The sequence below is a fragment of the Cytobacillus sp. BC1816 genome (genome assembly GCF_051353635.1).
In the GTDB taxonomy this organism is placed as follows: domain Bacteria; phylum Bacillota; class Bacilli; order Bacillales; family Cytobacillaceae; genus Cytobacillus; species Cytobacillus oceanisediminis_C.
Window position 1 is genome coordinate 2,749,583 of sequence record NZ_CP195611.1, and the last position, 24,275, is coordinate 2,773,857.

A 24,275-nucleotide genomic window follows, 5' to 3' on the forward strand; every position below is an offset into this window, starting at 1 on the left:
CATACCCCTTTCAAATATCTTTAGGTTAATGCATTCACGTTAACCCAGCCTGGATCAGGCTTTCCGCCCATCGCTGCACGTGCTTCCGGTTTGGGAGGACCGGCTATTCCCCATTGATCCATCAGGTGTGGAACCCTTTTCCATACTCGAGCCACCCATTCTTCCTCATCTTCAATGGTTTCTAGATAACAAGTGTATTCCATGACAAATTTGGCAGGATCCTGAAAGTAACAGAATATGTTATTTCCCGGTCCATGGCGTCCAGGCCCCCAAAGCTCCTGATAACCTGCTTTTCTGACGTTTGAAATCCCCCGCATGACTTCGTCCACTGTGTCTACCTCATAGGCAATATGATTGACAGATGCATGCTGGTCCTGATTGAAGGCAATTGAGTGATGCTTCCTGTTGCAGCGCAGGAAAGACATTTGGTGTTCACTCCAATCAGTAACCTTGAATCCTAATATATTTGTATAAAAGTCTGTAATCATATCCAGGTCTGCCGTATTCATGACCACATGATTCAGCTTGACCGGATCAACAGTCTTCTTATTCCAAATTGTCGTGTGCATTTCCACCCATGCTGAAAGTTCAATGCAGCGGTTTTCCGGATCAGCAAAGCGAAGGCCGTACCCTTTGCCTTCTTCATTTAAATAGCCCGGTGGTGAAATAATCGGGATACCTTTGGAAGCGAGAATCTCCGCAGCCCTGTCAACAGCGTTCTTATCAACCATTCCAAATGCAATATGGTGAAGCCCTGCTTTCTCTCCCCGCTTCAAATTTAAAATATGATTCTCTGAACCAGCACCCCTGAAATTGACAGAATCCCCATCTTCGGATACCTTATCAAGACCCCAAATTTTCTCGTAAAACTCAGCCTGCTCCTCAAGAACTGGAGTAATGAGACTTATATGCCTCAAGTGAGTTATACCTAACATCCCATGCACCTCCAAAATAATAGATTTACAATCCTCCGATCATTGGCTGCCGAGGAAACATTTTTTATTAAAGGAACCGGGAAGACCCGGCAGAGTTAAATTAGCGGACCATCCCGGTTGTATTCATTAGAATCCAAGTTTTTCAGAAACTATTATTTTCCGTTGATGATAGCTTCTCTCTCTTTCGCACGCTGAATGCGCAGCTCTTCAAGAGCACTCCCTTTCGGATATGTAGGAAGATTTGGTTTTACTGCTCCAAGCATTACCAGCATTAACGCTTCTTCATCGCCATCATTATGAATTCCGCGGTACACTCCCGGAGGAGAACTGATGCAGTCACGCTCATTTAAACGAATTTCATGAACTTCATCCTTGCCTTGTTCCTGAATAAGAGCCTTTACACTCCCTTTAAGAATAAAAAATACTTCTTCCACATCATCGTGAAGATGCAGAGGTCCAACACATCCAGCTGGAAGCACCATCGTGCTGAGTGTAAAATGTTCCGCTGCAATTACATTTGAATCATTATTCGCTGTAGCTCCGCGGCCAATATATCTCATTTGCGCCCTTTTGTATTTTGGATCAATTTCTTCTTGAAATTTAAGAACATTCCAGTCCAGTGACCGGTCTTCCAGCCGTGCTACATATTTTTTTTCGAAAGCTTGCACATCAAATTTTTCTGCTGACATTTAATATCACTCCTAATCCTTTTAATGTTTTATATATAAAACAATGTTTTACTTACAGGATAATAATAAATCCCAATATTTAATATGTCAATTAAAAATATTGAGAAAAATTAAATTATTAAAACTTCGTTTCAAATATAAAACTTTTACACAATTACCTTTCTATTTGGAGGAAATTGCTCCATCCGAAGTTCCGCTGCCTCTTTTTTGATTGTGAATATATATGCGATAAAGCCTAAGCTTGCTGCAATAATAAGCATAACGATAGATGGGCCAAAATCCCCGCCTGCAAGGTCTCTCATCCATCCCATGATATAGCTTGAAAAACCGCCTAAAATATTTGTGAATCCCATAAGACCTGCAGCACGCCCTGCTGTTTCCGGGGTCGAAAATTTTACGATAAATAAATTGCTTAAATGAAAGACCCCGCCTTGAGTTCCCATTGCAAGTCCCATACAAATACCAGCCAGAACCGGATGTGGTGCAAAAATAGCTGCCGTTAAGAAGACTGCCGTTAAACTGAACAGAATCGTGGCCAGCAAGCTTGGACGTCTTGTTTTGTCTGCCAAAAATCCGCAGGATAATACAAAGCCCAGAGCAAATAGCCAGGATAATGAGGTAATCCCCGTCATTGCTTCTCTTGAGAAACTTTTCGCCTCAACGAGATAAGTAGGGAGCCAAATGCTGATTCCGAAAAACAAAAACGATGACATTAACATGCCAAACCAGACGATCCAATAGCGGTAGTCCTGTGCAAAGCTTTTCTTGGGTTTTTCAGTGCCATCAGACTTGCGGATATACGCAAGCTCTTCCTTATCAATTGCATAATGTTCTTCAGGTGTATCCCTAGTAAGGAACCAAAACATTGGAATAACAATAAATAGATTAAAAGCAGCCAGGAAGAAAAACGCAGCTTCCCAATGGAAAGTAGCAAGCACTAAAGTCAAAATAACAGCTCCACAGGCAGGTCCGAAATAATTGCCCGCGAGCCAGGTTGATTGTGCCCGGCCAAGTTCCCGCTGGTTAAACCAATTTGAAATGAATTTTCCGCAAACAGGAATCATCATCCCTTCACCAAATCCAAGAATTACCCTGCTGATTAAAAACATCTCATAAGAAGATGCCAAACCGCCTGCAATCATAGTCGCAGTCCAAATGAACAGCCCGAATACTGCCGTTTTCCGCGGACCTGCTTTATCAATAACAAAGCCCCAAAATATATTTGAAACGGCGTAAGAAATTGTAAAGATAAATGTTATTAAGCCAATTTTGGCATTTTTGTCTGCCCCTGTTAGCCCCAGATCACTTAGGAAGCCAGGATCCGTTTGAATAACCGAGATTCCCAGTTTATCAATTTGTCCAAAAAACCAGAAAAAGAATATAGGCACTGCAATATAGAGCCATCTTTTGTTCCCTTTCAGCATTTGTGATCCCCTTTCAAGAAACATATTCATTTTTGCAACCGCTTTCAATTACGTTCGATTCTCAAATATTATACTTCATAAAAAAATTTTTTTTGGGTGGTATTTTTTGCCCTCCTTTCAGTGATTTTTTTGTTTTATATACAAAACAATGTTTACCACTTATCAATAGTGTAAAGTTTTTCGAAAATTGAGTCAATAAGAAATTTCAATTTGTTTTATTTACTAAAAAATGTTTTATATACAAAACAAAAAAGCTTGCAGCAGCTGCAAGCTTTTTAACCATAATTCTATTCTTATAGATGATATCCCATATAGCCTGATAACTTTTTTGAAATCTCAAGCACTTTAGGAAGCGCTACTTGTTCAATAAACTCATCATGGAATGTTGTCTCTGTTGCTACAACATTAATAGCAGCCATAATACTGCCAGTTTTATCGAATATTGGTGCGGCTACTGATTGAATACCATGGTGAAGTTCTCCTTTTGTAATGGAGTATCCATTTTCCCTGATTATTTCAATTTCATTTTGAAAATCAGCCAGAGATGTTTTTGTCCGATCCGTATACGGCTTCAATTCGGATTCATAAAAAAGCTGTTTCAGCTTTTCCTGCGGCTGATAGGCAAGCAGCAATTTTCCATTTGCTGTTGCATGAGCTGGAAGCCTCAGTCCGATATTGACATTAATAGCAGATACCCCTCTGACAGGAGCACTGCCAACATACACCACTTCATTTCCATCCAGAATAGATAAATGGCAGGAAGCCCCTGTTTCATCTCTTAATGTTTCCAAATAAGGCTGGGCAATTTCCGGAAGTTTTAGCGTACTTAAGTAGGAAAAGCCCAATTCTAGTACCTGGGGCGTTAAACTATATCTTTTTGAGTTTTCGTCCTGGTCAAGATAACCAAGCGACTGGAGAGTATACAATAATCGATACGGGACTGTTCGGCTAACATTCAATTCTTTTGCAATTTCAACCAGTGACAGAGTTGGACGCTCTTCATTAAAGAGCTTTAAGATTTCCAATCCCCTAACAAGAGCATTGGCATTATACCGCTCTTTCTCCTCTTTTGCCATACAAGTCACCCCCTGTTTACATTTTTACTAACATATTAACAAAACCAGGATAGAAAAAGGAAATATTTCTCTATGACTACCTTTCTGCTAATTCTTCTTTTTTGTATGCTCCCTGCAGAAAATTCAAAATAAGGGCATTAAAATAGTCCGGATTCTCCTGATAGCATAAATGCCCTGTTTTCGGAATGGTTTTTAGAATTGTATTAGGGATATACTGATGGAAAATTTCTGATTCGCTTACAGGAGTCACCTTATCCAATGCCCCGCAAATAACAAGGACAGGAACAAGAATGGAAGGTAAAATATCCATTTGATTTAAATTTGAAAGTGAGAAGGCCACAGAGCGATAGCCCATCGGCCTCACCTGGGACATGATTCGTATTGCTTCCTTCTTAACTTCTGGATCCGGGTTTGGCGCAAGAAGTTCTTTGACCCTTAATTGGGCCAATTCCTTTGGATCCATTGTGTTAATATTATGTAAGCGATTCTTCAGCTTTCTTTCGTTTTCTTCATGACTCTGCCCCGCGGCACCACGGGTGGCATCGGCAATAATCAGTCTGGTCACCATTCCAGGATAACGGCTGCAGAAATCAAGAGCAATGGCTGAACCCATTGAATGACCTAAAAGATTAACAGTTTTATAATGCAAACCGTCAATAAAGCCCTTTAAAACATCAGCAAATTGGCTGAATTGTGTAAATTCCTCCCTAGGATCAGAGCTCTTGCCATAGCCTGGCGCATCCCAGGCGATAACAGTAAATTCCTTACTCAGCCCTTCCAGCTGCTTTTTCCAGGATTGTGAATTGTTGCCCAGCCCATGAAGAATAACAAGCGGCTCACCATTTCCTTCTATTTCATAATGAATCGTTAAATCATTCACATCAATAAATGGCATTTTATAACCTCCACACATGTTTGTTTTGTAAGTAAAACATCGTTTCGGTTATCCTTATCATAAATCATATTCTGGAATAGTCAACTGAATAGTCAAAAAATATCTTATCTCTTATATCATTGCCCCAGCCTTTGGTTAACACGTTTCCTGAACCAATAATAAAAACCCGATCATAAGAACGGGTTTTTAATTTTGCAACTCGGCTTTTAAGTGTTACTTATTGACCTTGTGCACCATTTGATGTAACCCTGCGTACGTGGTCCTCTTCAAAGTTGTTTTTTCTGGCATCTTTCACTTTATCGTCCAATAATTCCTTTTGGTCAACTTGATCAGATGGTGTATTGTTTTTTCTGGACACTTTAAATAACCCCCTATAAAATATTTTGATACCCGCTTAGTTTGATTTATTTTAGATAAAATAAACATTAATATTTAATAGCTGCAGCTATTCAGTAAACATAAACTGGTGGACTTACAAGCATTACACCAACTGACTTTCTCTCAATTGTAAACTTCGTTTTTTTCAGGTTGACAAACTTTTATGTTAACCATAAAATGAAAACAGTTAACCTATTAATCTGAATTGGAGAGGTATTATGAAAGTTAAAGAGATGACTTATGTGGCTTTATTTGCTGCAGTAATGGGAGCACTTGGTCTTGTTCCCCCAATCATGCTATCTTTTACACCCGTTCCGATTACCCTGCAGACACTTGGTGTCCTTTTGGCCGGCGGTATTTTAGGCGCCAGACTTGGCGGAATCAGCATGGCAGTGTTTTTACTGTTGGTTGCTGCGGGTGCACCATTATTATCAGGAGGCCGCGGCGGCATTGGTGTATTCTTCGGGCCTAGTGCAGGGTATTTGATTTCCTATCCGCTTACAGCATTTTTTATCGGGTATTTACTCTCACGCTTCAAAACGTTAAAATTAAAGAATATCCTGCTCATAAACCTGACTGTCGGCATATTCCTTATCTATCTTTTTGGAATTCCGGTACAGGCCTTTATGATGAATATACCTCTAGCAGAAGCTATCAAATTAAGTCTGGTTTATATCCCGGGAGATGTATTGAAAGCGACTCTCGCATCATTCCTGGTATTCAGACTGCTCAAGCATCCGATTATAAATAAGCAATTTTCTAAATCTCTGGAGACACTATAAGGTGTCTCCTTTTCCATAAGGAGAGGAACAACCCGTTGACAAATATCACAGCAAATATAAAAAAAATAGCCGATGATTCTCCATATAAAGCAGCAATCATTTCGAAAAGCCAAACTTTAAACTATAAAGAATGGAGCTCTCATCTCTGCAAAACTGCTAACTGGCTTAATTCTTTATCTGTAACCAATAAATCTGCAGCAATCCTGCTGCCAAATGGAATTCCTTTTCTGCAATTATTCACAGGTGCCTCCATGGCTGGATGGACTGCTGTACCTTTTGACTTAAAATGGAAGGCCGAAGAACTTAGCCAGCGGATCGAAATATCCAACCCTTCTATCGTGATCACAGGTAAAGAATACTATGATCAGATTGCCCGCCTGCACCCTTTCGTGCTTATCTGGGAGGATGCCCTGGAGGAAATTCGCCGTCAGAGCGCTTCGTTTCACATCGATTCAGAAACTAACAGCCCGTTTTATATGGGATTTACTTCAGGCACGACCGGCAGCCCTAAAGCCTTTATCCGTTCCCATAGATCCTGGGCGGCCAGCTTTAAGGTTAATCAGCATGATTTCAAAATGGATAAGCAGGAAAACGTCTTAATTCCAGGCGCACTTATCCACTCTCACTTTTTGTATGGAGCTGTAAGTACGCTTTGTACGGGCGGAACAGTTCACCTGCTCGAAAAATTCAGTGCACCCCAGGTTCTCTCATGTATCGAGGACCAGCCCATCAGCACACTTTATACAGTTCCGACGATGGTTTCAGCTATTTTAAAAGAAAAAAGAATCATAGAGAAACCGATAAAAATCTTTTCCTCAGGTGCGAAATGGGATGAAACTTCGAAGCTGGAAATCAGCAAAATATTCCACCAGCTCTCAATGATTGAATTCTATGGAGCCAGTGAATTGAGCTATGTAACATTTCTTGCGGATGAAAATATAGCAGGATCAGTCGGAAAGCCCTGCTATGGTGTTGAAATCGAAATTAGAGGAACAGAAGGCAAGAAGCTCGCTCCTTATGAAATTGGCAAAATATTTGTCAGAAGCGAACTTATTTTCGATGGATACCTTTCAAATGAAACAATCCAGTCCATACAGGATCAGGATGGATGGGCCACCGTTGATGATATGGGCTATGTTGATGATAAAGGATATTTATACATCAGCGGCCGTGAAAAAAACATGATATTATATGGAGCTATTAATATCTTTCCTGAAGAAATTGAAAAAGTAATCAGTTTGCACCCGGATGTCGAGGAGGCTGCTGTGATTGGACTGGAGGATCAATATTGGGGGCAAATTGCAGCTGCAGTCATCAAAGGCAAAACAGATGCACTTGAGTTAAAGCGCCTATGTAAAAAACATTTAGCCTCTTATAAGGTTCCGCGCAGATGGATTTTCACAGAAGAAATGCCCTACACAGCCGGCGGAAAAATTGCCCGTGCCCAGCTGAAGGAAGCCATCGAAAGAAAGGTGATTAGCCATTAAGAAAGCAGTGATTGTACAGGCAAAAAGAACACCTATTGGAAAAGTAAATGGGATGCTTAAGGACTATGAGCCTCATGAACTTGCTGCCCCGCTTCTGAAATATCTGGCTGAAGGTATGGAAGAAAAAATTGATGACGTCATTTTGGGCAATGTCGTAGGACCTGGCGGGAATGTCGCCCGCTTGTCAGCATTGGAAGCTGGACTTCCTCTTTCTGTTCCGGGCCTAACCCTGGACAGGCAATGCAGTGCGGGTCTTGAAGCCATTCGATTGGCATGCTATTACATCCAGGGAGGTGCCGGGACTTGTTATATAGCGGGTGGTACGGAAAGTGCCAGCACCTCCCCCTTTTCCAAAAGAGCCCGCTTCTCCCCGGACCAAATCGGAGACCCCGATATGGGTGCAGCAGCGGAAAATGTAGCCGAGAAATACAACATTTCAAGGGAAAGTCAGGATACATATGCACAATTGAGCTATGAACGGAGCTGGAAAGCTTTTGAAAAGGGAGTGCTGGCCGAAGAAATGATCCCAATTGGAAGCCATCTGCATGATGAAGAGTTTTTTAGAAAAAGAAAAATGGAGACTCTCCTTAAACGTGCAAAGCCTACATTTAAAAAGGATGGCACTGTAACAGCAGCCAATAGCTGCGGTATCCATGATGGAGCATCTGCTGTGCTGCTAATGGAGGAAGAAACAGCAGAAAAAAATGGATACAGGCCCATTCTGCGTTTTGCCGATAGTGCAGTAGCTGGTGTACACCCCAACTATCCGGGATCTGCGCCAGTCCCAGCCATACAAGCTATCCTGGAAAGAAATTATTTAACAATCGACGATATTGATTTAATCGAAATTAATGAAGCATTCGCTTCAAAAATCGCAGCATGCGCCAATGAGCTTTCCATCCCATATGAAAAACTGAATGTTAATGGGGGTGCTCTAACGATTGGCCACCCTTATGGAGCTTCAGGTGCTGTGATGATTACAAAATTATTTTATGAAGTCCAAAGAAGACCTCCTTCCAAATATGTATTAGCTGCCATTGGAAGCGGAGGAGGCGTCGGAGTTGCCGTTTTGTTTGAAGGGGTATAATAAAAGTGTAAGTTTGCCTGGAGTAGGTTTATTCCAGGTTTTTCATACATTCACCGCAAATTCGACACATTCGCACAAAGATAGCACCTGCTAGCATATCGATATTCGACATATATCAACTGATATCATCATGATAACCATTTATTTTCTCTATTAATGCGAAATCATACTGTTTCCTCAGGTGCCTGGATTATTACATAAGCGCCAAGAGAGGCACCTATAAATTCCAGCCATCCCCCTGCAGCCAGAATCAGTCTTTTTTGTATGCTCTCTTCATCTTCTATAAGAATTCCTACAGCGTCGAGGATGGCCGATACGGAAATTAATGAGTAACCCAGAGTTTCGAGATTGCTGAGCATATTGTTTTCTACGTTTGCAACTCCCGCAGCTTCCAATGCTGCACCCATCGATTGAATGGTACTGCCCAGTGAATTAAAGCCTGACACAGAAACTGATGGATTTTGAATTTCGATATTGTTTGCGGCAGTGTTGATGGAATTGCCGCCTGCCTGCGTAAAGCTCCCAATTATTCCATATAAATTTGCTGCTTCTTCATTCCCTTCAGCTGCGCTTATTCTTCCAAATCCCTGCAGGCTATTGCCAACCGCCTGGACTCCGTTTCCGTCCCGGATTAATTTTTTGCTGATATTATTTTGATCTGGCTTCATAGTTTCACCAATTGCTGAAATAAATGTACCCGCAACCAAAAAATAAGCTCCGATAGTTAATAGATCATCTCCTTCTAGATACATGATTACCCCTCTCTAAAGAAGTTCTTCATTTAGCCATACAGAAGATTTTGAGTCAGGTTCATTGTTTTCTTCACTGCTCTCAGAAGAAATCTCCTGATTCTCCTCCTGAATCGTGCCGATTAGGGATAAGACAGATCCGACTGCCTGAATCCAGCTTCCAACTGCTATAATATTATTCGCACTTTCTTCTGATCCACCCCTCTCTTTTTCCTTGAGATTTATCGTGCCTCCATATGCCTGAAGTGAATTGCCAATCGATTGAAGCAGATTGCCATTTATATTAAAAATCTGGCCCGCCGCAGTTGGATCTTCAAATTCATCTCCAAGTGCTGCCGCTCCGCCAAGAGCCTGAAGCCAGTTTCCTGCAATCACTAATTTCTCTTCATTTTCATCCTCTAAGTCTAAAGTTAATCCGGCAATAACAATACTGTTTCCGATTGCCTGTATCTCATTGCCGACCTTTTCAAGTGATGGTCCGCTTTGCCCATCCGCCTCAAGAGCGTTACCTGTTCCTTGGAGGCTGTTTCCCACTATATCAAGGCCATCAAAGAGTTTTTCCATTTTTTTTGACTTTGCGGGTATGGTTGAGATAGCAGTAATGATCGTTCCGATCGCAGCTAAAGTGGCTCCGACGATCTCTTTTAGTTGATTGTCCATAACATACTCCTTAGCTGGCGTATGTTAAATTATATTCATTAAATAAATAAGGGGTACGGAGTTTCGGAAATGACGAAAGCTATTTCCGGGGTCCGAATATAAAAACCGGGATTTGATATCCAATAAACAGCGAACCTAAGTGCTTTGGTGGCCGGCTCAGCCATGTTTTATGCTATAGCTCTTCATGTGTTCGCTACAAGAGTTAGAGCAAAAATATTCATCTTTTATCATTAATCCTGCCCATTGCAATGGTGCTGTAATAGCTGCCATCAGACAATTGCTTATCCATTTTTAATATTCCTTCAATTTCAAAGCCGTTTTGCTCATATATTTTAATCGCTTTCTTGTTTGTTTCAAGAACATTTAAAGTAATCTTCTTAATATGATTAGAGTCCGCCCATTTAATAGACTGTGCTAAAAGGTTTTTTCCAATAGCAAAGCCCCAGAATTCCTTGAGCACACATACACCAAATTCCACCTTATGTCCGCTTCTTTTCAGTTCGCTGCCTTCACATCTGGAGAAGCCTGCAATTTTCCCATTCACTTCAGCAACAAGGAATATACTCCGGCCGCTGATGGAATCCTTAGTAACTAACTCTTTAAAACCTGCTTCATCTATGTATGCTTCGCCTGCTTCCCGGTCCATATTCTCTGTTTCTCCATCAATCTGCACCCTTACTTTAGAAAGTTCCTTTCCATCTTCCTCGGTAGCAGATCTAATAATATAGGTCAAATTTTTAACTATGTATTCTTTTGATTTTATTATCATAAAAATTCTCTCTCTTTCTCTTGAAAGATATTCCTTTCATGAACTATGAGTATGCCAAAATAAACAAGTTCATTAAAAAAAGAGCCTATTCCTCCTCCATAAAGGAATGGGCTCAATCAGACAGTTATTTTTTTAAGACAAGCATGGATTTTTCGTACACTTCAATCTTATTGATATCAAAGTCATGAAGGTTTATGCTGTCCTTGTATTCGGGTTCCTCCCATTCGTCGCCAACCCAGGTATACAATTCACAATAATCTCCTGATGAAAGGTGCTGATCTAAAATAGCACATAATGATTTAAATATTCGCTGCCCTTCTTCATGCCCTTTTTGGATAATCCTGTTTGTATTATTTATTAAACCAAATACTGCCGTGCTGATTAGAGGTTACTTCGTAGATATATTTTGCTGATAGATGTTTATGTACCTCTCCTCTGAATTTCTTCATCAAAGAAGAAATCACCTATGATGATTTCATCATCACTTTCTGGATCACTAATTGGCAATATAACACTACATCCAAGATAATTAACGATGCTCATAATCTATCTCTTGTGGGTTCTTTATTTCTGAACGTATTAATGCTCGCCCTCCGTGTAAATTTGAAAATTCACTCCGAATTTATCGATTACGCTTCCATATGCAGGGCTGAAAAATGTTTCCTGAAGAGGCATCGTTACTTGCCCGCCCTGCTGCAGTGCTTCAAAAAATTTCTTCGATTTTTGAGAATCAGATGCAGAGAGGCAAATGGTCACCTGATTGCCTATTTGATGACTCTGGCCAGGGAATGTATCGCTAAACATAATTTCATTCTCCCCAACCTTAACAGTTGCATGCATAATGCGGTTCTTTGCTTCTTCAGGAAGTGGATATTCAGGGTTTTCCGGACCTTCCTCAAATGTTTGCTTATACAAAACTTCCGCTTCTAATGCATCTCTGTAAAATTCAATTGCTTCATTTGCATTTCCGTCCATCACTAAATAAGGAATCACTTTAACTGTCATTTTAATCAGCTCCCCTAATTTTTTCACTTTTCTTAACATTTGATACAAAATCGATTTTACTACAAAGAACGTACGTTCGCAACTGTTATTTAAAAAAATAAATATAATCGGTCTATTTTTATCACTAAGCCTATATTTTATAGGAAAGGTGCAATAACTTGTACCACATTCCATAGAAAAAAGGCGTGATGAGAATGTTTACGGTATATTATCTTGATGGGAGAAATGTTTTATTAAATCAGCTTCGCAAAAGTGTTCCAAATCAAGGCGAAGAGGTTAAGATCAAAGGAAGAAAAGGCATAGTGACCAGCGTAACGGCTGCAGATGAAAGGAAAATCCATGTGCAGGTAGAGCTTGAAAGTGTAAATAAAGCGAAGCTTGCAGCAGAAGATGATAAAAAGAAAAAGAAAAAGCGATGAGAAAAACCCGCACCAGCTGCGGGTTTTTCTCATTAGTGCAATGTTCCCCTGATTTCCTGCATTTTTTTCCTGACTAGAGGATAAAAGTTATTCTTAGCGCTTGCAGTCGAATTCCCGCCAAAAAAATCAGTGCCTGGACAGGTTTTCACTGCATGACCATGACTGCTATCCAGCACCCGTTCACCGGAGTTAATATCCCACCAATGATGATAGGTGATGCTGTCAATGGATGGTGCCAGGCCATATTTCATCATCAGAAGAGCTGTGACTGTCACGATCGTTTCTTTTTGTTCAGCAGTCATATGATTACCATCAAAATTGCCGAGATTTTCAATGGCTATCGCATCCGCTTCGATCTTGTGCATGACTTCTTTATTCTGCAGTCCGAATGATCCTTCCGGTGCAATATCGAACGGCCGCCCCACAGCCACCTTTCCATCCGGGAAAGTGGTCAGCTGCTGGCTGATCATCCTCCACTTCATCCCGCTCACATGATACTCCTCCATTCCCTTCATTAAAGCAAAATGATTTGAGCCATTGAACTGTCTGTAAGATGGCTGATAGGTATGATGCTGCTGAACCTTAGCCACTTTTCTCGTAAAATTCTGATTGAAAATCCAATCGCGGAATTCCTCTCTCGTCATCAGGACGAACTTTCCGTCCATGGCTAATTTCTTAGGAACTATCTTTAATTTTTGCCCTGCATTCAAACCATTGGCAGAGAGCCCATTAGCTGCTTTAATCGCCTGCACGGAGGAATCAAATTTTTCCGCCAGCTTCCAGAGTGTATCTCCGGGAGCAACTTTGTACATGATTGGAACTCGGAGCTTTTGTCCTATTAAAAGTCTGTCTGACTGCAGGCCGTTATATTGCTTTAAGTTCCCTGCTGTTGATCCATATTTTTTTGCGATCAATGTAAGGGTATCTCCCTTCTTTACCTCATAAATATTGCGGGGATTGTTTTCGGCCTGTACAGAGGTCCAATTGAATTGCCAGATTAATGCAAGACTGAAGACTAGAAAAATGCATTTTTTCATTCTCGATGTCCTTTCCATCCGTTTTTATTATTTTTATATAACTAAAGGAATTTATCCTTACTTTTTGGCATGACTAAGAATTCTGCAGGGTATTTTCTATAGCAGGGAAAACTAAAAAAAAACATGTAAGGTGTGTATCAGCATGAAAAATCAATATTTCTCTGAGGTTTGTATACCGATTCAGATTCCTTTTGGATTCAGGCCAGCAGAAAAAGAGCAATCAGATTTTACTTTCGACCGTGAAGACCGCTTTATTGATTACCGGATTGAAAAAGAAGGACAGGATTATGATCTCAGCATGGATGACAATGGGCAGTGGTATTTTTTTACTTCATTTGTTTGTGATTCACATGATGAGCTAAAGCTATCCAGACAAATTTTCAGGCCGCCCTATTTGAAAAATGAGGAACTTCCACTGGTGGATAACATGGAGAATGTAAATCTCAAGCCCTTATATGAAGGACATGATAAAGCATATGGGCACGCTTTGGCTCTATCAGAAAACCTGTCTTCTGTTCCCGCATTTCGGCAGGCAAGACTGGCCAATTATGATGGCACTGATGATCCCGCGATTATAAAAAAAATCCATTACATTCAAAATGAATACAAAGGAAAAAACACACGGTTTATTTCAGGCTTTGAAACTCGTTCTTTTGCGACCATCACTGAAAATGAATACTACGCAAGGGAAATTCACCTGCCCCATAATGCAAGAACTTATTTAAAACTGTTTGTTTACTTTTCCAGATATGGCACTCTTCCTTCACAGCAGATGATGCCGCGTTTCCTTGCGAATTTGTGGGCATCTGCACAGAGTTTGAATACTGCAGCCAATCCTGCCCTTTATAAAGAAGAATATATTGAACCATAAAAGGGCAGCTGCAATGAATGGCAGCCGCCCTTTAATTAGCCAGATGTACCCATTTCTTTGATTGAGACGTTAATGCTGAATTCGACGGGTATATCGCTAAAGGTTTCATCCCAATTATTTTTAACCTTTTTCCACACCTGGGGATGGCTGATTTGAAGGCTTCTTCCAAATCCCAGCACATCCATTTTATATTCTTCCTGCGTTTTCTCCAGTACATTTTTTACCAAACGCTCAATTTCCTTTTCTGTAGCTTTTTCCGCCTTTTTCATGTATTTGCTGTCAAATGCTTTTCCACTTATATCCCAATGCTCGCCTATACGCCCTTCTGTTTCAATTTTAACCGTGAAAGAAATCGAATCTCCTTTTACAGAAGGTTTTATTTTACTTTTCATCGACAAACTCTCATATACAATTGGCTGACTGTCTTCTTCATCGTAGCTCCTTACAAGCCCGCCTTTCCCTTTCCCTTTTATCCAGGTTACTCCTTCAGTTTCCGTATCATTCAAGAATGCCCGGAGTGTTTTTGTATTACCGTCAATCATTGCAGCACCGGTAAGCTTTCTATCGTTATTTTCTGTCGAAACTGTCTGTATTAGAAAGCTATTTCCTGAATTCAGCTGTCCTTCCATTTTAGCGATTGGCATGGGAGTAAGGATTTTCGTGCTTCGTTCCTTACCTTGTATCATTTCGACAAGCTGGATTGCAGGAATAACAGTTGGCTCGGCAGATTCCAGGGTTTTACTTGCACTGCCTTTGGCAATAACAATTAGCGTACTTGACCGCATCTCCTGTTCCCTGCGGAAAAAATCCAGCACCTGTTCAAGATTATAGCCGCGGGCAATTTCCTCCCCAATAATAATGACTTTTGCATGTTCTCCAAAAGCACGTTTGTCAATTCGCAGAATCATATTTCTTAACGCAGGGAGAACCGCTTCTCCTGTTTCTGTAATATTTTTATAGGCCCTCACCTGTGATTGCCCGCCATTCGTTGCATTATTGGCTGTCTCTGCCGTAATAAGCTGATTCGTTAATTTAAAAACATTACCATTGTCAATCCCGCTTTGCCGATCCTCAAATTCCCCTTCATTGTCCAAGTCAATTGCCGTTCCTATTATCAGTCCAAGTTCCTCGATTTCTTTGCTGCTCCAGCAGCCCGATAAAGATATAACCGCCAGTATAAAAATCAGGACTTTCTGAGTCATTTTCATGCTTTATCACCCTTTATTTTTGAAATGATAAGCAAGGCCAGGGGCAGAACACCAAATAGAATTAATGCTGAATAGCCGATCATGTCCCCCATTGCAAACACCTCATTCATATTTGCTGGAATCATGCCTATCAGGTAGATAACAGGCAGCAGGCCAAACTGAAATGGGCCGATCTTCTTTTTAAAGATTTGAGAAAGGCCCAGCGAAGCTGCATAAAAGGTGATTGTATAGGTTGTAAAGATTTGCATTATCCAAATTGTCAGCAATAAAGACTCAAATCTTTCAAAAATAAGCCCTTGAATTTCAAAGCTCCTGATCAGATCAATCGTGGGCCAGGTTTTGGTTAAAACGCCATCCACAGACAGCCCGCCTATAACCATCACCACTGTAATCAAATAAAAGAACATCGAAGTTCCTGTGCCAATCAAAACTACTTTCACTGCCTGGGCAGGCTTATCCATAAAAGCAACAATAATAAGCATAATCTCGATTCCTAAAAAAGCGACAACTGTTGTACTCACGCCTTTTATTATAGGAGTAATTCCCGAACCTAGAACAGGACGGAGATTATCTAGTTCAAAGATTCCCATACTCATGCTTATGACAATTAGAAAAATGATTACGGTAATCGGAAGAATGAGTTCAAATAAACGGGCAATTGGATCGATACCGCCGCCGATCAGATAAAGGCCTATCCACATAAATGGCATAATGATCGCCCAAATAGGGGTGCCTTCCAGCAGAAATAGACTTGTTACTTCTGAAAGAACCCTTATTTCATAGGCAGCGAGGCTAAAGAAATAAATGATAATAATTAAGCCGAGGAAACTGCCTGCCCATTTGCCTGCAATTTCCTGACTATATTTATAAATAGTCCTGCCAGGATACCTTTGGCTAAGCTTTACGATTATTATCCCAGCTCCCATTGCAAATAGACCGCCGAGAATTACTGTCATCCAGATATCAGGCGATTCCAATTTTTCTGCAGAAGATCGCGGTAAAGTAAGTATGCCTGCAGCAAGAATATAATTAACCAGGATGACAGCAGCTTGAGGACTTGAAAGCTTTTCCTTTGAACCAATTTTCAAGCGGATAACCTCCTGTGAAATAGTCTATCCTTTCCGGGTGGGGTCCTTTGGGTGAAGCATACTTGGCCTTTCTTTCAAAACTTTTAACGGGAACCGTACGATAAAGTCCTTCCAGTCACTCAGCCGGTAAGGAACTGCCAGACTGATATAGGGTACCCCAAAACTCTTGAGCTTGACTAAATGACTGCTGATAAAAAGGAAAAACAAAATAACCCCATATAAACCAAAAACAGCAGCAAAAAACATGCAGACAAAACGAAGATAACGCAGAGAAATCCCCAAGCTATATTCAGGAATAGCAAAAGATGAAATAGCTGTAACCGCAACTACTATGACCATAATCGGGCTGACAATTCCAGCTGAAACTGCAGCCTCCCCAATAATTAAGGCCCCGACAATGCCGATCGCAGGACCAATTGGCTTTGGCAGCCTCAGCCCGGCCTCACGAAGAATTTCAATTGCCACTTCCATAATCAGAGCTTCTATTATAGAAGGAAAAGGTACCCCGTCCCTGGTGCCAATTATGGACATCGCTAATTTAGTCGGGATCAAACCCTGATGAAACGAAACGAAAGAGATGTAAAGTGCCGGCCCAAAAAGTGAAATAAAGATGGCCACAAAACGCAATAATCGAATAAGTGAGCCGGAAATCCACCGTTCATAATAATCCTCAGATGCTTGCAGCATCATGCTGAATGTTACGGGAACAAGAAGTGCAAAAGGAGTGCCATCAAGGAGGATCGCTACCCGCCCTTCCATTAAAGCAGCATTCACTCTATCTGGACGTTCAGTATTCTGCGCTTGGGGAAAAGGACTCATAAAATTATCCTCGATAAGCTGTTCGACATATCCAGATTCCATCACATTATCGATGTCAATTTGCTGAATTCTGGACTTTACTTCCTCAACTATTGCTGGATTAGCAATATCTTCAATATAAGCAACAATAAGATCTTTATTGGAGCGCTTTCCAACTATAAACTTTGAAAATATCAGTTTTTCTGTACCGCCGTTTCTCCTTAAGAGAGCTGTATTATCGCTGAGATTTTCTGTAAAGCCTTCACGCGGTCCTCTGACAGCTTGCTCGGAAACAGGCTCTTCAATATTCCTTGTTTTCCCATTTGCAATACCCAATATAAGCATTTCAAAGGCTCCGTCGAGGAGTAGTACAGCTGATCCCTTTAAAATTTGCGGCACTGTATCTTTTATCTTGGAGGCAGCAGAGATTTCACCAAGGGACAGAATATGACTTTTTATATAATCGACTGTAAATTTCTCTTTTGCCTCGTGCCTTGCATCACCCTTTGCATCTGTAAAATCCTGCATTAACGACTTCATGATATGTTTATCAATCAGTTCTTTATCGGAAAGGCCATCAACATAGATTAGGACTGCCCGTATACTCGTTAGCCCAATATTAAATTCACGAAAATGAACGTCCGAATTATGTCCGATTTCCTTTTTAAATAGTTGAAGATCTCTTTGAATTTCACCCGTTAGTTCATAAGGGCCTTCATCCTCATTCTTCTTTTCATGTTTCATGGTACTGCTTTTAATAGGTTTTTTCTTTATTTGGGACATTTTCATTATTCAAGAACCCTCCTTTGAAGGTCCGATTTTGTGAAAAAACCTTGAAATCCCTATCGGTACAATGATCACAGCAAAACTCTGCAAAAAAACTTCCCAATCAGGCAGATGGGAAACGATGGCTTTCCACATTTTATTCACCCTTTAAATAGCTAAAATCATGTTCTCCATACAGGAATTTTTCTAATGTGATTAGGCTTCCACTTCTTGCATATAAACATCCATTTAAATACCATGTTTAAAAAATTTTTATAGAGTTCCCAATGCAGTCTTTTATTTTTTCATGTAAGCGCAACGATTTCGCCACAAAGGGCCATTATCCGACCTTTCAGCGCAAGAAAAGTCTAATCCTGCGCTTTCCCGAGAAATATGATAAACGGAAGCTCCTTGCCCTCTAAGGGTACGCAGATTAAATAAGCCACAACCCGCGGCAATGTCTTCATGACCAAATACTCCCTAAAGCTGCTGCTTTTGGCTTTGTACTGATTATTCTGGCGCAGCCTTCATTGTCAAGACCACAAGCACAAGACGAGCCTCGAAAGAAAGGGGTTCTTCCCCTTTTTGAAGGCTCGTCTTGTGACATCGCATGTATGGTTTGAACTGGACTTCTAAAGAAGTTCAAAACCTTTTAAATCTATAAAAAAAGAGCGGGGATTATTTCCCCGCTCATTTGCCGTCTGTAATTTCCTTAAATATTTCATATGAACGTTTTTGTTTTTCTTCATCATAGATATAAGAAACCGCCATGATTTCATCGACATTGTACATATCCTGGAATTGCTCCAGCTGCCCCTTGACTGTTTCTTTGCTCCCCATAAAGGTCACGCTTGACATTCCCTCTGCCGCTTCCTTCTCCATTGGGTTCCAGATCGAATCCAAGTCATCGACTGGCGGGCTCAATTTCATGGAAGTTCCTCTGACAACATTCAAGAAGAACTGCTTCATCGTGGTTGATAAGAATTCGGCTTCCTCATCCGTTTCCGCTGCAATGACATTTAAGCATACCATCATATATGGTTTATCAAGATACTTCGAAGGCTTAAAGTTGGCACGGTAGATCCGGATGGCATCCTCCATCCATCTTGGAGCAAAGTGTGAGGCAAATACATAAGGAAGCCCCAGCTCTGCAGCCAAATAGGCAGAATCTGTCGAAGAGCCAAGAATATAAATTGGAATGTTCGTTTCCACTCCCGGATGTGCTTTAACATAACTTTGCTCCTCTAATGGACCAAAGTATGTCAGCAGCTGCTTAACATCGTCCGGGAATGTATAAACAGAATCATTTTTCGAGCGGCGAAGCGCATTAGCTGTCATCATATCCGTTCCAGGTGCCCTTCCAAGACCAAGATCAACACGATCCGGATAAATCGTCGCCATCGTTCCGAACTGCTCGGCAACAACTAATGGTGCATGGTTCGGCAGCATGATCCCGCCTGAACCAATGCGAATGGTTTTTGTATGTTCCAATGCATGTTTTATTAAAATAGCAGTGGCAGAACTGACCAGTGTTGGAGTATTATGATGCTCTGCTATCCAATAGCGTTTGTAGCCCATCTCCTCTGTTGCCTGAGCCAGATCGGCTAGATCCTCGATTGCCTGCCTGCTGTCCTTCCCCTCTCGTATTGGGGCAAGATTCAAAACAGAAACAGGTATTTGTATATTAGTCATTTTATAATCTCCTTCATGAAGAATTGATTTTATTTTAACAACCGAAATAAATTTAGCAAAATATAATGCTTAGTGTGAGCAAAATTATAGAAGAGAATTTATTAAGATTTTAGATTTTAGAGGTTTTAAGCGGAAATATTTTGTTATAAGCGATTTTTGTTTCTTATGGGCGAAACTTTTATTTTATGAGCGATTTTTTTGGATTATGAGCGTATATCCTTTTTTATGGGCGATTTTCTTTGGATTATGAGCGAAAATCCTTTTTTATGAGCGATTTTCTTCGGTTTATAAGAGATACCCTTTTTTATGAGCGATTTTCTTCGGTTTATAAGCGAAAATCCTTTTTTATGAGCGATTTTCTTCGGTTTATGGGCGAAAATCCTTTTTTATGAGCGAATTTCTTGGATTTATGAGCGAAATCATTTTGTTGTCCAACCTCCGCTCCAAGCCCAAGTAAGAAAAAACCAGCCCCCTTCTAAAGGGACTGGCTTTCAGCTCACTCTTAACGGTTCCTCATTTTCAGAACAATGACTGTTCTTTGCAGGTTTCTGTTTATTTAAAGCCAGCAGCAGAATCATGCCAAAGATACAGGCTGTTCCCGCCCACTGGAACATGCCGAAAGGTTCATTCAGCCAGATAACAGTAGTAAATACTGCCGCGAGGGGCTCCAGGCTGCTTAACAGGCTGGTTTCTGTTGGAGAAAGGGTTTGGAGACTTTCAATATAAAACCAGAATGCGAGCATCGTTCCAAAAATAATGACAAAAAACAAGTACAGTCCAGCTTCAGCTGTTAAGCTGCCAAAATCCATTTGCCATGGGGGATGGATTAAACTCAATGCAGATCCGCCAATGACCATCGCCCATCCAACCACGACAAGGGAATCATATTCCTTCAGCAGCGGGATGGCGTACAAAGTATAAAACGCGAGTGCCACACCAGATAGAACTCCCCACACAACAGCAGGTGCCGGTACGGAAAGCTGAGAGACGGAACCGTTAGTCAATAGAAAAAAACATCCCGCTAAAGCAAGAGAAACTGTTACAAAATCCTGTCTCGAAAATACGGATTGTTTCCGCAGAACCAGGTAAATGATAATCATAGCCGGTGCAAGATATTGAAGCAATGTGGCAACAGCCGCATTGCCATGATGAATTGAAGCCATATAGGTATACTGCACAGCCAGCATGCCTGCGAGGCCAAAGATTAAGAGCATGATGGCTGCCGTCTTATTCTTCCATACTCCAAATACCTGTGAGCGGTCTTTCATTAAAAATTGTACGGCTAACAGAAGAATGCCTGCTGTCAGAAGCCGGGCAGTGACAAGCCAATCAACAGAGATTCCAAATTCCTGAAAAAGCTTTTGGGCAACTGTTCCGCCAATACCCCAAAATGAAGCTCCAAAAATAACAAGCAATAAACCCGTGCTCCTTGAACGTCCATTCATGTTATATTCCACCTTAAATATAATAATAGTGTTATAATAATCCAAATCCTGTGATAAATATAGCTGAATATAATAAAAAAATATAACTATATTGAGGTGGCTCTTTTGCAGATTAAAGATTTTAAAGTGGATAAAAGCCTGAAAGAATTGACGAGCCACAGGACGGTGGTGTTGCCGGTGGCCAGCTACGAAACGAAGATTGCAGATAATATCCATGGCAAAATCCCTTTGCACTGGCATGAGGAAATTCAATTTATCCATACTGTAAAAGGGGAAGCTATGGTCCAAATCAATGAAGAAAAATTATTGGTAAAAGAAGGAGACGGTATTTTCATCAATAGCGGGTGTCTTCATTCAGCCGAGGATGTTAGCGGAGATTGCGTTTATATTTGTTTAAATGTCTCCCCTCACTTCCTTCTCCCGCAGGAGTTATTCAGCAGCTATGTATATCCGTACATATCAGCAACAAATCTTCCTTACATAATCCTGAAACACAGCGAGGAATGGGGGAAAAACATATTAAACAGCATCATAGAAATCAAAAAACTAATTAATGAAAACTCTCCATTTTATGAGATTAACATAACCAGTCTGCTGACGGTCATCTGGCAGCAGTTAATCAGGAACGGATTCCAATTGGAATACAGCCAGGCTGAAGTTGAAAAGCATGTTCGGATGAAGGAAATGCTGAATTGGATCCATCAGCATTTCGCTGAAAAAGTCTCTCTTGCCGATATTGCCAAAGCCGGCAGACTGAGCAATTCTGAATGCTGCAGATATTTTAAAAAAATCTTAAAGACGACACCCATTAACTACCTGATTCATTATCGCATACAAAAAAGTCTCACTCTGCTTCAAGAAAGAGACTCCAATGTAACAGAAGTTGCCTTTAAAGTAGGATTCAACAGCAGCAGTTACTTTATTGAAAAATTCCGAAAGTCTATGAATATGACACCTTTAGCGTATAAAAAGAATCGGAATTCATTGCAGTCACCTTAGGAAATGGCCATTGATTGTCCGAACTGTTCCTGGTCGGGGGATGAAATGTATGTGTTTATATCTATAGTCCGGCTGTCTAAATTCAAAAAATACTCTTTCAGATTTCCTTTAAAAACAACATGGAAAGCTTCCATTTCCATAAACTCATGCGGTATAACCAGCGATGGCGGTTTAGTAAAATGGACAATCTCACACCTCTGTAGGACAGTTGCTACAAATTGAGAGCAGAAAAAAGCATTATTTCTTGAGAGTTGTTTATTAAACATGATCGCAAATAGCCCCAGCAGATTATATCCGTAATCGTCTTTCTCAGATTCTATCTTATTTATGAATGCTTTAAGCTTGTTCTGCTGTGCGTCTGTAACAGAACAGCTAATGACTGTACATCTAGAGTTGCTAAAAAATTCTCCTCGTATATTTTCTTTAACAAAGCCGCCTATGAATGGATTTTTCGCTGTTTTTCTGCCAAAGCTGTACACTTCTTTTAATTCAGGATCAAGTGAGATAGAAGCATGATTGTACGGCTTTTTTGTGTAAAGCTTAATAAGCCGGGTAAATAACGTTCCGGTATCCGTAAGGAGTATATAGATTTTTTGATTAGACATAACGTATCTCCTTATCAAAAATATGTTTATATTTTTATAATAAAGAAACACGGTCTCTAGATTAAGAAGCCTGCGCTGTATATGCTTATAGGACTTGAGACTTAAGGTTATTAATTTTCATTCATAGCTCTTTTAGATAAAAATAAATATAGATGTAGGAAAATGAAGTGAATTCCTAGAACATTATGCAATGAGTATGATTATGGAGGGTGAGTGTATTGGAACAGACTATTTTTGAACATATGGAAACAGTGCGGGGCATTACTGAAAAATCGATCAAACGGATTCCTGAAGAAATGGCCGATATCATTCCAGATGGATTTAACAATAGCATCCGCTGGAACTTCGGGCATATTGCATTTGTGCAGGAAAAGCTTGTCTTTGGAATATCAGGTGAAGAAATGAACGTCCCGAAGAACTATGAACAGTTATTTGGCGCTGGGACTAAGCCTGCCGATTGGACCGAACCACCGCCTACTTTCGACGAAATTGCATCTGTCTTAACCGAACAAAAATCCAGAATAAAGACATTTCTTCATGGGCGTATGGAACACAAACTGCCAAGTCCCTTCACAAACCGCGGCGGCATTACATTCTACACAACCGGGGAAGCTTTTTTGTTCGGCTTTTATCATGAAGCGCTGCACATGGAAACGATTAAGCAGATTTATCGTTCTATTGCAAAACAGTTTTAAAACTGGGGCAGAGAATTTAATAAAGAGGGTCTGTCGTTTTAGAATATTCCAGGAAACGGGTTCTGACTTGCTTGCTAACTTTCGGTCCAAAGTTGCAACAGGTTCAGACACTTTCCCTCTTGTTTCCTTTTCTTCTGTCCGAAGTCGCACCATCTTCGGACTCTCTACCTCCTGTTTCCTCTTCTCCTGTCCGAAGTCGCACCAACTTCGGATTCCTTCCCTCTTATTTTCACTTTTTCTGTCCGAAGACGGACTCTTACCCTAAAATTTCTTCTTATCGAGTCCGAAATGTGCAGGCCCTTTACTCAGGTATCTGTTTCTCATGTTTACATGAGCATAGCGTAAGGGCTGATCAATTTTATGAAAACAGCCAAAATAAAAGGCATGCCCAAAAGGACATACCTCCATCTCATTCCGGCATATTCAATCTCGGAAAAAAGTTATAAACCATAAAAACACCAAATAAACCAAAAAATAATGCTCCGAAAATGGCCCCCTCTACCAGGGCTGCAATACCAAATGCGATGGCAATCAAACCAATCCATGCTGCAAATGAAGAAATGGTATAATGATAAATTCCGCCAATAAATGTCAGCGTCCTGCCCAGGAACTGTCCTTCGCTGCCTGCTCTCTTAACTTCGACAAGCGTTAGGACAAAGCTCCAAATCAGCAGCAATGGGATTCCCCACAAAAATATAAACCCAAACACTTCCATGC

At 40.7% G+C, this 24,275-nt stretch carries 27 protein-coding genes; 7 read left to right on the plus strand and 20 right to left on the minus strand.

The features are described from left to right. Positions 1 to 20: 20 nt before the first annotated feature. From ACR42H_RS14095 to ACR42H_RS14120, 6 genes are all read right to left on the minus strand, one after another. The gene (locus ACR42H_RS14095; protein ID WP_436371279.1) at positions 21 to 935 is read right to left on the minus strand and encodes a VOC family protein; all 915 of its coding nucleotides are present in this window, start codon (positions 933 to 935) and stop codon (positions 21 to 23) included. Between the two features lie 152 nt (positions 936 to 1,087). Beyond that, entirely contained in the window at positions 1,088 to 1,624 is a 537-nt protein-coding gene (locus ACR42H_RS14100; RefSeq protein WP_113881177.1) for a cupin domain-containing protein, read from the minus strand. A gap of 146 nt (positions 1,625 to 1,770) precedes the next feature. Continuing rightward, the gene (locus ACR42H_RS14105; RefSeq protein WP_436371281.1) at positions 1,771 to 3,048 is read right to left on the minus strand and encodes an MFS transporter; all 1,278 of its coding nucleotides are present in this window, start codon (positions 3,046 to 3,048) and stop codon (positions 1,771 to 1,773) included. A 293-nt stretch (positions 3,049 to 3,341) separates the two neighbouring features. Further along, positions 3,342 to 4,124: an IclR family transcriptional regulator gene (locus ACR42H_RS14110; protein ID WP_436371283.1), complete on the minus strand. Its 783-nt coding sequence runs from the start codon at positions 4,122 to 4,124 to the stop codon at positions 3,342 to 3,344. Between the two features lie 76 nt (positions 4,125 to 4,200). After that, positions 4,201 to 5,019, minus strand: a complete 819-nt coding sequence (locus ACR42H_RS14115; RefSeq protein ID WP_113881180.1) for an alpha/beta fold hydrolase — start codon at positions 5,017 to 5,019, stop codon at positions 4,201 to 4,203. A 217-nt stretch (positions 5,020 to 5,236) separates the two neighbouring features. Then, a complete protein-coding gene (locus ACR42H_RS14120; RefSeq protein WP_166672419.1) occupies positions 5,237 to 5,377 on the minus strand; it encodes a hypothetical protein in 141 nt (46 codons plus the stop codon). 238 nt (positions 5,378 to 5,615) lie between these two features. Here ACR42H_RS14120 and ACR42H_RS14125 point away from each other — a divergent pair, with 238 nt between their 5' ends. From ACR42H_RS14125 to ACR42H_RS14135, 3 genes are read left to right on the plus strand one after another with little or no spacing between them, the layout of a single operon-like run. After that, complete coding sequence (locus tag ACR42H_RS14125) at positions 5,616 to 6,179, plus strand: biotin transporter BioY (RefSeq protein ID WP_113881181.1); 564 nt, start codon at positions 5,616 to 5,618, stop codon at positions 6,177 to 6,179. Between the two features lie 35 nt (positions 6,180 to 6,214). Continuing rightward, positions 6,215 to 7,666 carry an AMP-binding protein gene (locus ACR42H_RS14130; RefSeq protein ID WP_436371286.1) on the plus strand — a complete coding sequence of 484 codons (1,452 nt, stop codon included), beginning with the start codon at positions 6,215 to 6,217 and terminating at the stop codon, positions 7,664 to 7,666. Next, entirely contained in the window at positions 7,662 to 8,753 is a 1,092-nt protein-coding gene (locus ACR42H_RS14135) for an acetyl-CoA C-acyltransferase (protein WP_436376925.1), read from the plus strand. Before ACR42H_RS14130 ends, ACR42H_RS14135 begins: the two co-directional genes overlap by 5 nt. Before the next feature lie 164 nt (positions 8,754 to 8,917). Here the strand turns inward: ACR42H_RS14135 and ACR42H_RS14140 are convergent, their stop codons facing one another. From ACR42H_RS14140 to ACR42H_RS14165, 6 genes are all read right to left on the minus strand, one after another. Further along, positions 8,918 to 9,505 (minus strand): DUF6944 family repetitive protein, encoded by a 588-nt coding sequence (locus ACR42H_RS14140; protein ID WP_436371288.1) that lies wholly within the window; start codon positions 9,503 to 9,505, stop codon positions 8,918 to 8,920. A 12-nt stretch (positions 9,506 to 9,517) separates the two neighbouring features. Next, positions 9,518 to 10,162 (minus strand): DUF6944 family repetitive protein, encoded by a 645-nt coding sequence (locus ACR42H_RS14145; RefSeq protein ID WP_436371290.1) that lies wholly within the window; start codon positions 10,160 to 10,162, stop codon positions 9,518 to 9,520. A 217-nt stretch (positions 10,163 to 10,379) separates the two neighbouring features. Further along, the gene (locus tag ACR42H_RS14150) at positions 10,380 to 10,931 is read right to left on the minus strand and encodes an N-acetyltransferase family protein (protein WP_436371292.1); all 552 of its coding nucleotides are present in this window, start codon (positions 10,929 to 10,931) and stop codon (positions 10,380 to 10,382) included. A gap of 124 nt (positions 10,932 to 11,055) precedes the next feature. Continuing rightward, the gene (locus tag ACR42H_RS14155) at positions 11,056 to 11,178 is read right to left on the minus strand and encodes a hypothetical protein (protein WP_436371293.1); all 123 of its coding nucleotides are present in this window, start codon (positions 11,176 to 11,178) and stop codon (positions 11,056 to 11,058) included. 173 nt (positions 11,179 to 11,351) lie between these two features. Next, a complete protein-coding gene (locus ACR42H_RS14160; protein ID WP_436371294.1) occupies positions 11,352 to 11,474 on the minus strand; it encodes a hypothetical protein in 123 nt (40 codons plus the stop codon). Between the two features lie 36 nt (positions 11,475 to 11,510). Further along, positions 11,511 to 11,936, minus strand: a complete 426-nt coding sequence (locus ACR42H_RS14165) for a VOC family protein (RefSeq protein WP_436371296.1) — start codon at positions 11,934 to 11,936, stop codon at positions 11,511 to 11,513. A 194-nt stretch (positions 11,937 to 12,130) separates the two neighbouring features. Between ACR42H_RS14165 and ACR42H_RS14170 the strand changes: the two genes are divergently transcribed. Next, positions 12,131 to 12,355: a hypothetical protein gene (locus ACR42H_RS14170; RefSeq protein ID WP_436371298.1), complete on the plus strand. Its 225-nt coding sequence runs from the start codon at positions 12,131 to 12,133 to the stop codon at positions 12,353 to 12,355. Between the two features lie 32 nt (positions 12,356 to 12,387). Here the strand turns inward: ACR42H_RS14170 and ACR42H_RS14175 are convergent, their stop codons facing one another. Further along, positions 12,388 to 13,269 carry a LysM peptidoglycan-binding domain-containing protein gene (locus tag ACR42H_RS14175; RefSeq protein ID WP_436376927.1) on the minus strand — a complete coding sequence of 294 codons (882 nt, stop codon included), beginning with the start codon at positions 13,267 to 13,269 and terminating at the stop codon, positions 12,388 to 12,390. A gap of 265 nt (positions 13,270 to 13,534) precedes the next feature. On the opposite strand from ACR42H_RS14175, the gene ACR42H_RS14180 reads away from it, so the two are divergent. Then, a complete protein-coding gene (locus tag ACR42H_RS14180; RefSeq protein ID WP_436371300.1) occupies positions 13,535 to 14,263 on the plus strand; it encodes a hypothetical protein in 729 nt (242 codons plus the stop codon). A gap of 35 nt (positions 14,264 to 14,298) precedes the next feature. Here ACR42H_RS14180 and ACR42H_RS14185 read toward each other — a convergent pair whose 3' ends face one another. From ACR42H_RS14185 to ACR42H_RS14205, 5 genes are all read right to left on the minus strand, one after another. Then, positions 14,299 to 15,471, minus strand: coding sequence for a Ger(x)C family spore germination protein (locus tag ACR42H_RS14185; RefSeq protein WP_436371302.1), 1,173 nt, complete (start codon positions 15,469 to 15,471; stop codon positions 14,299 to 14,301). Next, the gene (locus tag ACR42H_RS14190; protein WP_113881189.1) at positions 15,468 to 16,559 is read right to left on the minus strand and encodes a spore germination protein; all 1,092 of its coding nucleotides are present in this window, start codon (positions 16,557 to 16,559) and stop codon (positions 15,468 to 15,470) included. The genes ACR42H_RS14185 and ACR42H_RS14190 overlap by 4 nt, the downstream gene beginning before the upstream one ends. Before the next feature lie 24 nt (positions 16,560 to 16,583). Next, positions 16,584 to 18,146, minus strand: coding sequence for a spore germination protein (locus tag ACR42H_RS14195; protein WP_436371304.1), 1,563 nt, complete (start codon positions 18,144 to 18,146; stop codon positions 16,584 to 16,586). Between the two features lie 666 nt (positions 18,147 to 18,812). Then, a complete protein-coding gene (locus tag ACR42H_RS14200) occupies positions 18,813 to 19,814 on the minus strand; it encodes an LLM class flavin-dependent oxidoreductase (RefSeq protein WP_113881191.1) in 1,002 nt (333 codons plus the stop codon). Between the two features lie 491 nt (positions 19,815 to 20,305). Further along, on the minus strand, positions 20,306 to 21,259 hold the full coding sequence (locus tag ACR42H_RS14205) for an EamA family transporter (protein ID WP_113881192.1): 954 nt from the start codon (positions 21,257 to 21,259) through the stop codon (positions 20,306 to 20,308). Positions 21,260 to 21,364: 105 nt separating this feature from the next. On the opposite strand from ACR42H_RS14205, the gene ACR42H_RS14210 reads away from it, so the two are divergent. After that, positions 21,365 to 22,258 carry an AraC family transcriptional regulator gene (locus ACR42H_RS14210; protein ID WP_113881193.1) on the plus strand — a complete coding sequence of 298 codons (894 nt, stop codon included), beginning with the start codon at positions 21,365 to 21,367 and terminating at the stop codon, positions 22,256 to 22,258. Here ACR42H_RS14210 and ACR42H_RS14215 read toward each other — a convergent pair. Next, complete coding sequence (locus ACR42H_RS14215) at positions 22,255 to 22,863, minus strand: hypothetical protein (RefSeq protein ID WP_113881194.1); 609 nt, start codon at positions 22,861 to 22,863, stop codon at positions 22,255 to 22,257. The genes ACR42H_RS14210 and ACR42H_RS14215 overlap by 4 nt on opposite strands. A gap of 218 nt (positions 22,864 to 23,081) precedes the next feature. On the opposite strand from ACR42H_RS14215, the gene ACR42H_RS14220 reads away from it, so the two are divergent. After that, complete coding sequence (locus tag ACR42H_RS14220; protein WP_436371306.1) at positions 23,082 to 23,558, plus strand: DinB family protein; 477 nt, start codon at positions 23,082 to 23,084, stop codon at positions 23,556 to 23,558. A gap of 409 nt (positions 23,559 to 23,967) precedes the next feature. On the opposite strand, the gene ACR42H_RS14225 is transcribed toward ACR42H_RS14220, so the two are convergent. Next, positions 23,968 to 24,273 carry a hypothetical protein gene (locus ACR42H_RS14225; RefSeq protein ID WP_436371308.1) on the minus strand — a complete coding sequence of 102 codons (306 nt, stop codon included), beginning with the start codon at positions 24,271 to 24,273 and terminating at the stop codon, positions 23,968 to 23,970. Between the last annotated feature and the right edge of the window lie 2 nt (positions 24,274 to 24,275).

Excerpts from the sequence above, each read along its gene's own strand:
- ACR42H_RS14160 (WP_436371294.1), bottom strand. The coding sequence starts at position 11,474 with ATGAGCATCGTTAATTATCTTGGATGTAGTGTTATATTGCCAATTAGT.
- ACR42H_RS14095 (WP_436371279.1), bottom strand. The coding sequence starts at position 935 with ATGTTAGGTATAACTCACTTGAGGCATATAAGTCTCATTACTCCAGTT.
- ACR42H_RS14205 (WP_113881192.1), bottom strand. The coding sequence starts at position 21,259 with ATGAATGGACGTTCAAGGAGCACGGGTTTATTGCTTGTTATTTTTGGA.
- ACR42H_RS14215 (WP_113881194.1), bottom strand. The coding sequence starts at position 22,863 with ATGTCTAATCAAAAAATCTATATACTCCTTACGGATACCGGAACGTTA.
- ACR42H_RS14115 (WP_113881180.1), bottom strand. The coding sequence starts at position 5,019 with ATGCCATTTATTGATGTGAATGATTTAACGATTCATTATGAAATAGAA.
- ACR42H_RS14105 (WP_436371281.1), bottom strand. The coding sequence starts at position 3,048 with ATGCTGAAAGGGAACAAAAGATGGCTCTATATTGCAGTGCCTATATTC.
- ACR42H_RS14165 (WP_436371296.1), bottom strand. The coding sequence starts at position 11,936 with ATGACAGTTAAAGTGATTCCTTATTTAGTGATGGACGGAAATGCAAAT.
- ACR42H_RS14180 (WP_436371300.1), top strand. The coding sequence starts at position 13,535 with ATGAAAAATCAATATTTCTCTGAGGTTTGTATACCGATTCAGATTCCT.
- ACR42H_RS14185 (WP_436371302.1), bottom strand. The coding sequence starts at position 15,471 with ATGAAAATGACTCAGAAAGTCCTGATTTTTATACTGGCGGTTATATCT.
- ACR42H_RS14225 (WP_436371308.1), bottom strand. The coding sequence starts at position 24,273 with ATGGAAGTGTTTGGGTTTATATTTTTGTGGGGAATCCCATTGCTGCTG.
- ACR42H_RS14100 (WP_113881177.1), bottom strand. The coding sequence starts at position 1,624 with ATGTCAGCAGAAAAATTTGATGTGCAAGCTTTCGAAAAAAAATATGTA.
- ACR42H_RS14140 (WP_436371288.1), bottom strand. The coding sequence starts at position 9,505 with ATGTATCTAGAAGGAGATGATCTATTAACTATCGGAGCTTATTTTTTG.
- ACR42H_RS14200 (WP_113881191.1), bottom strand. The coding sequence starts at position 19,814 with ATGACTAATATACAAATACCTGTTTCTGTTTTGAATCTTGCCCCAATA.
- ACR42H_RS14170 (WP_436371298.1), top strand. The coding sequence starts at position 12,131 with ATGTTTACGGTATATTATCTTGATGGGAGAAATGTTTTATTAAATCAG.
- ACR42H_RS14110 (WP_436371283.1), bottom strand. The coding sequence starts at position 4,124 with ATGGCAAAAGAGGAGAAAGAGCGGTATAATGCCAATGCTCTTGTTAGG.
- ACR42H_RS14150 (WP_436371292.1), bottom strand. The coding sequence starts at position 10,931 with ATGATAATAAAATCAAAAGAATACATAGTTAAAAATTTGACCTATATT.
- ACR42H_RS14145 (WP_436371290.1), bottom strand. The coding sequence starts at position 10,162 with ATGGACAATCAACTAAAAGAGATCGTCGGAGCCACTTTAGCTGCGATC.
- ACR42H_RS14125 (WP_113881181.1), top strand. The coding sequence starts at position 5,616 with ATGAAAGTTAAAGAGATGACTTATGTGGCTTTATTTGCTGCAGTAATG.
- ACR42H_RS14195 (WP_436371304.1), bottom strand. The coding sequence starts at position 18,146 with ATGAAAATGTCCCAAATAAAGAAAAAACCTATTAAAAGCAGTACCATG.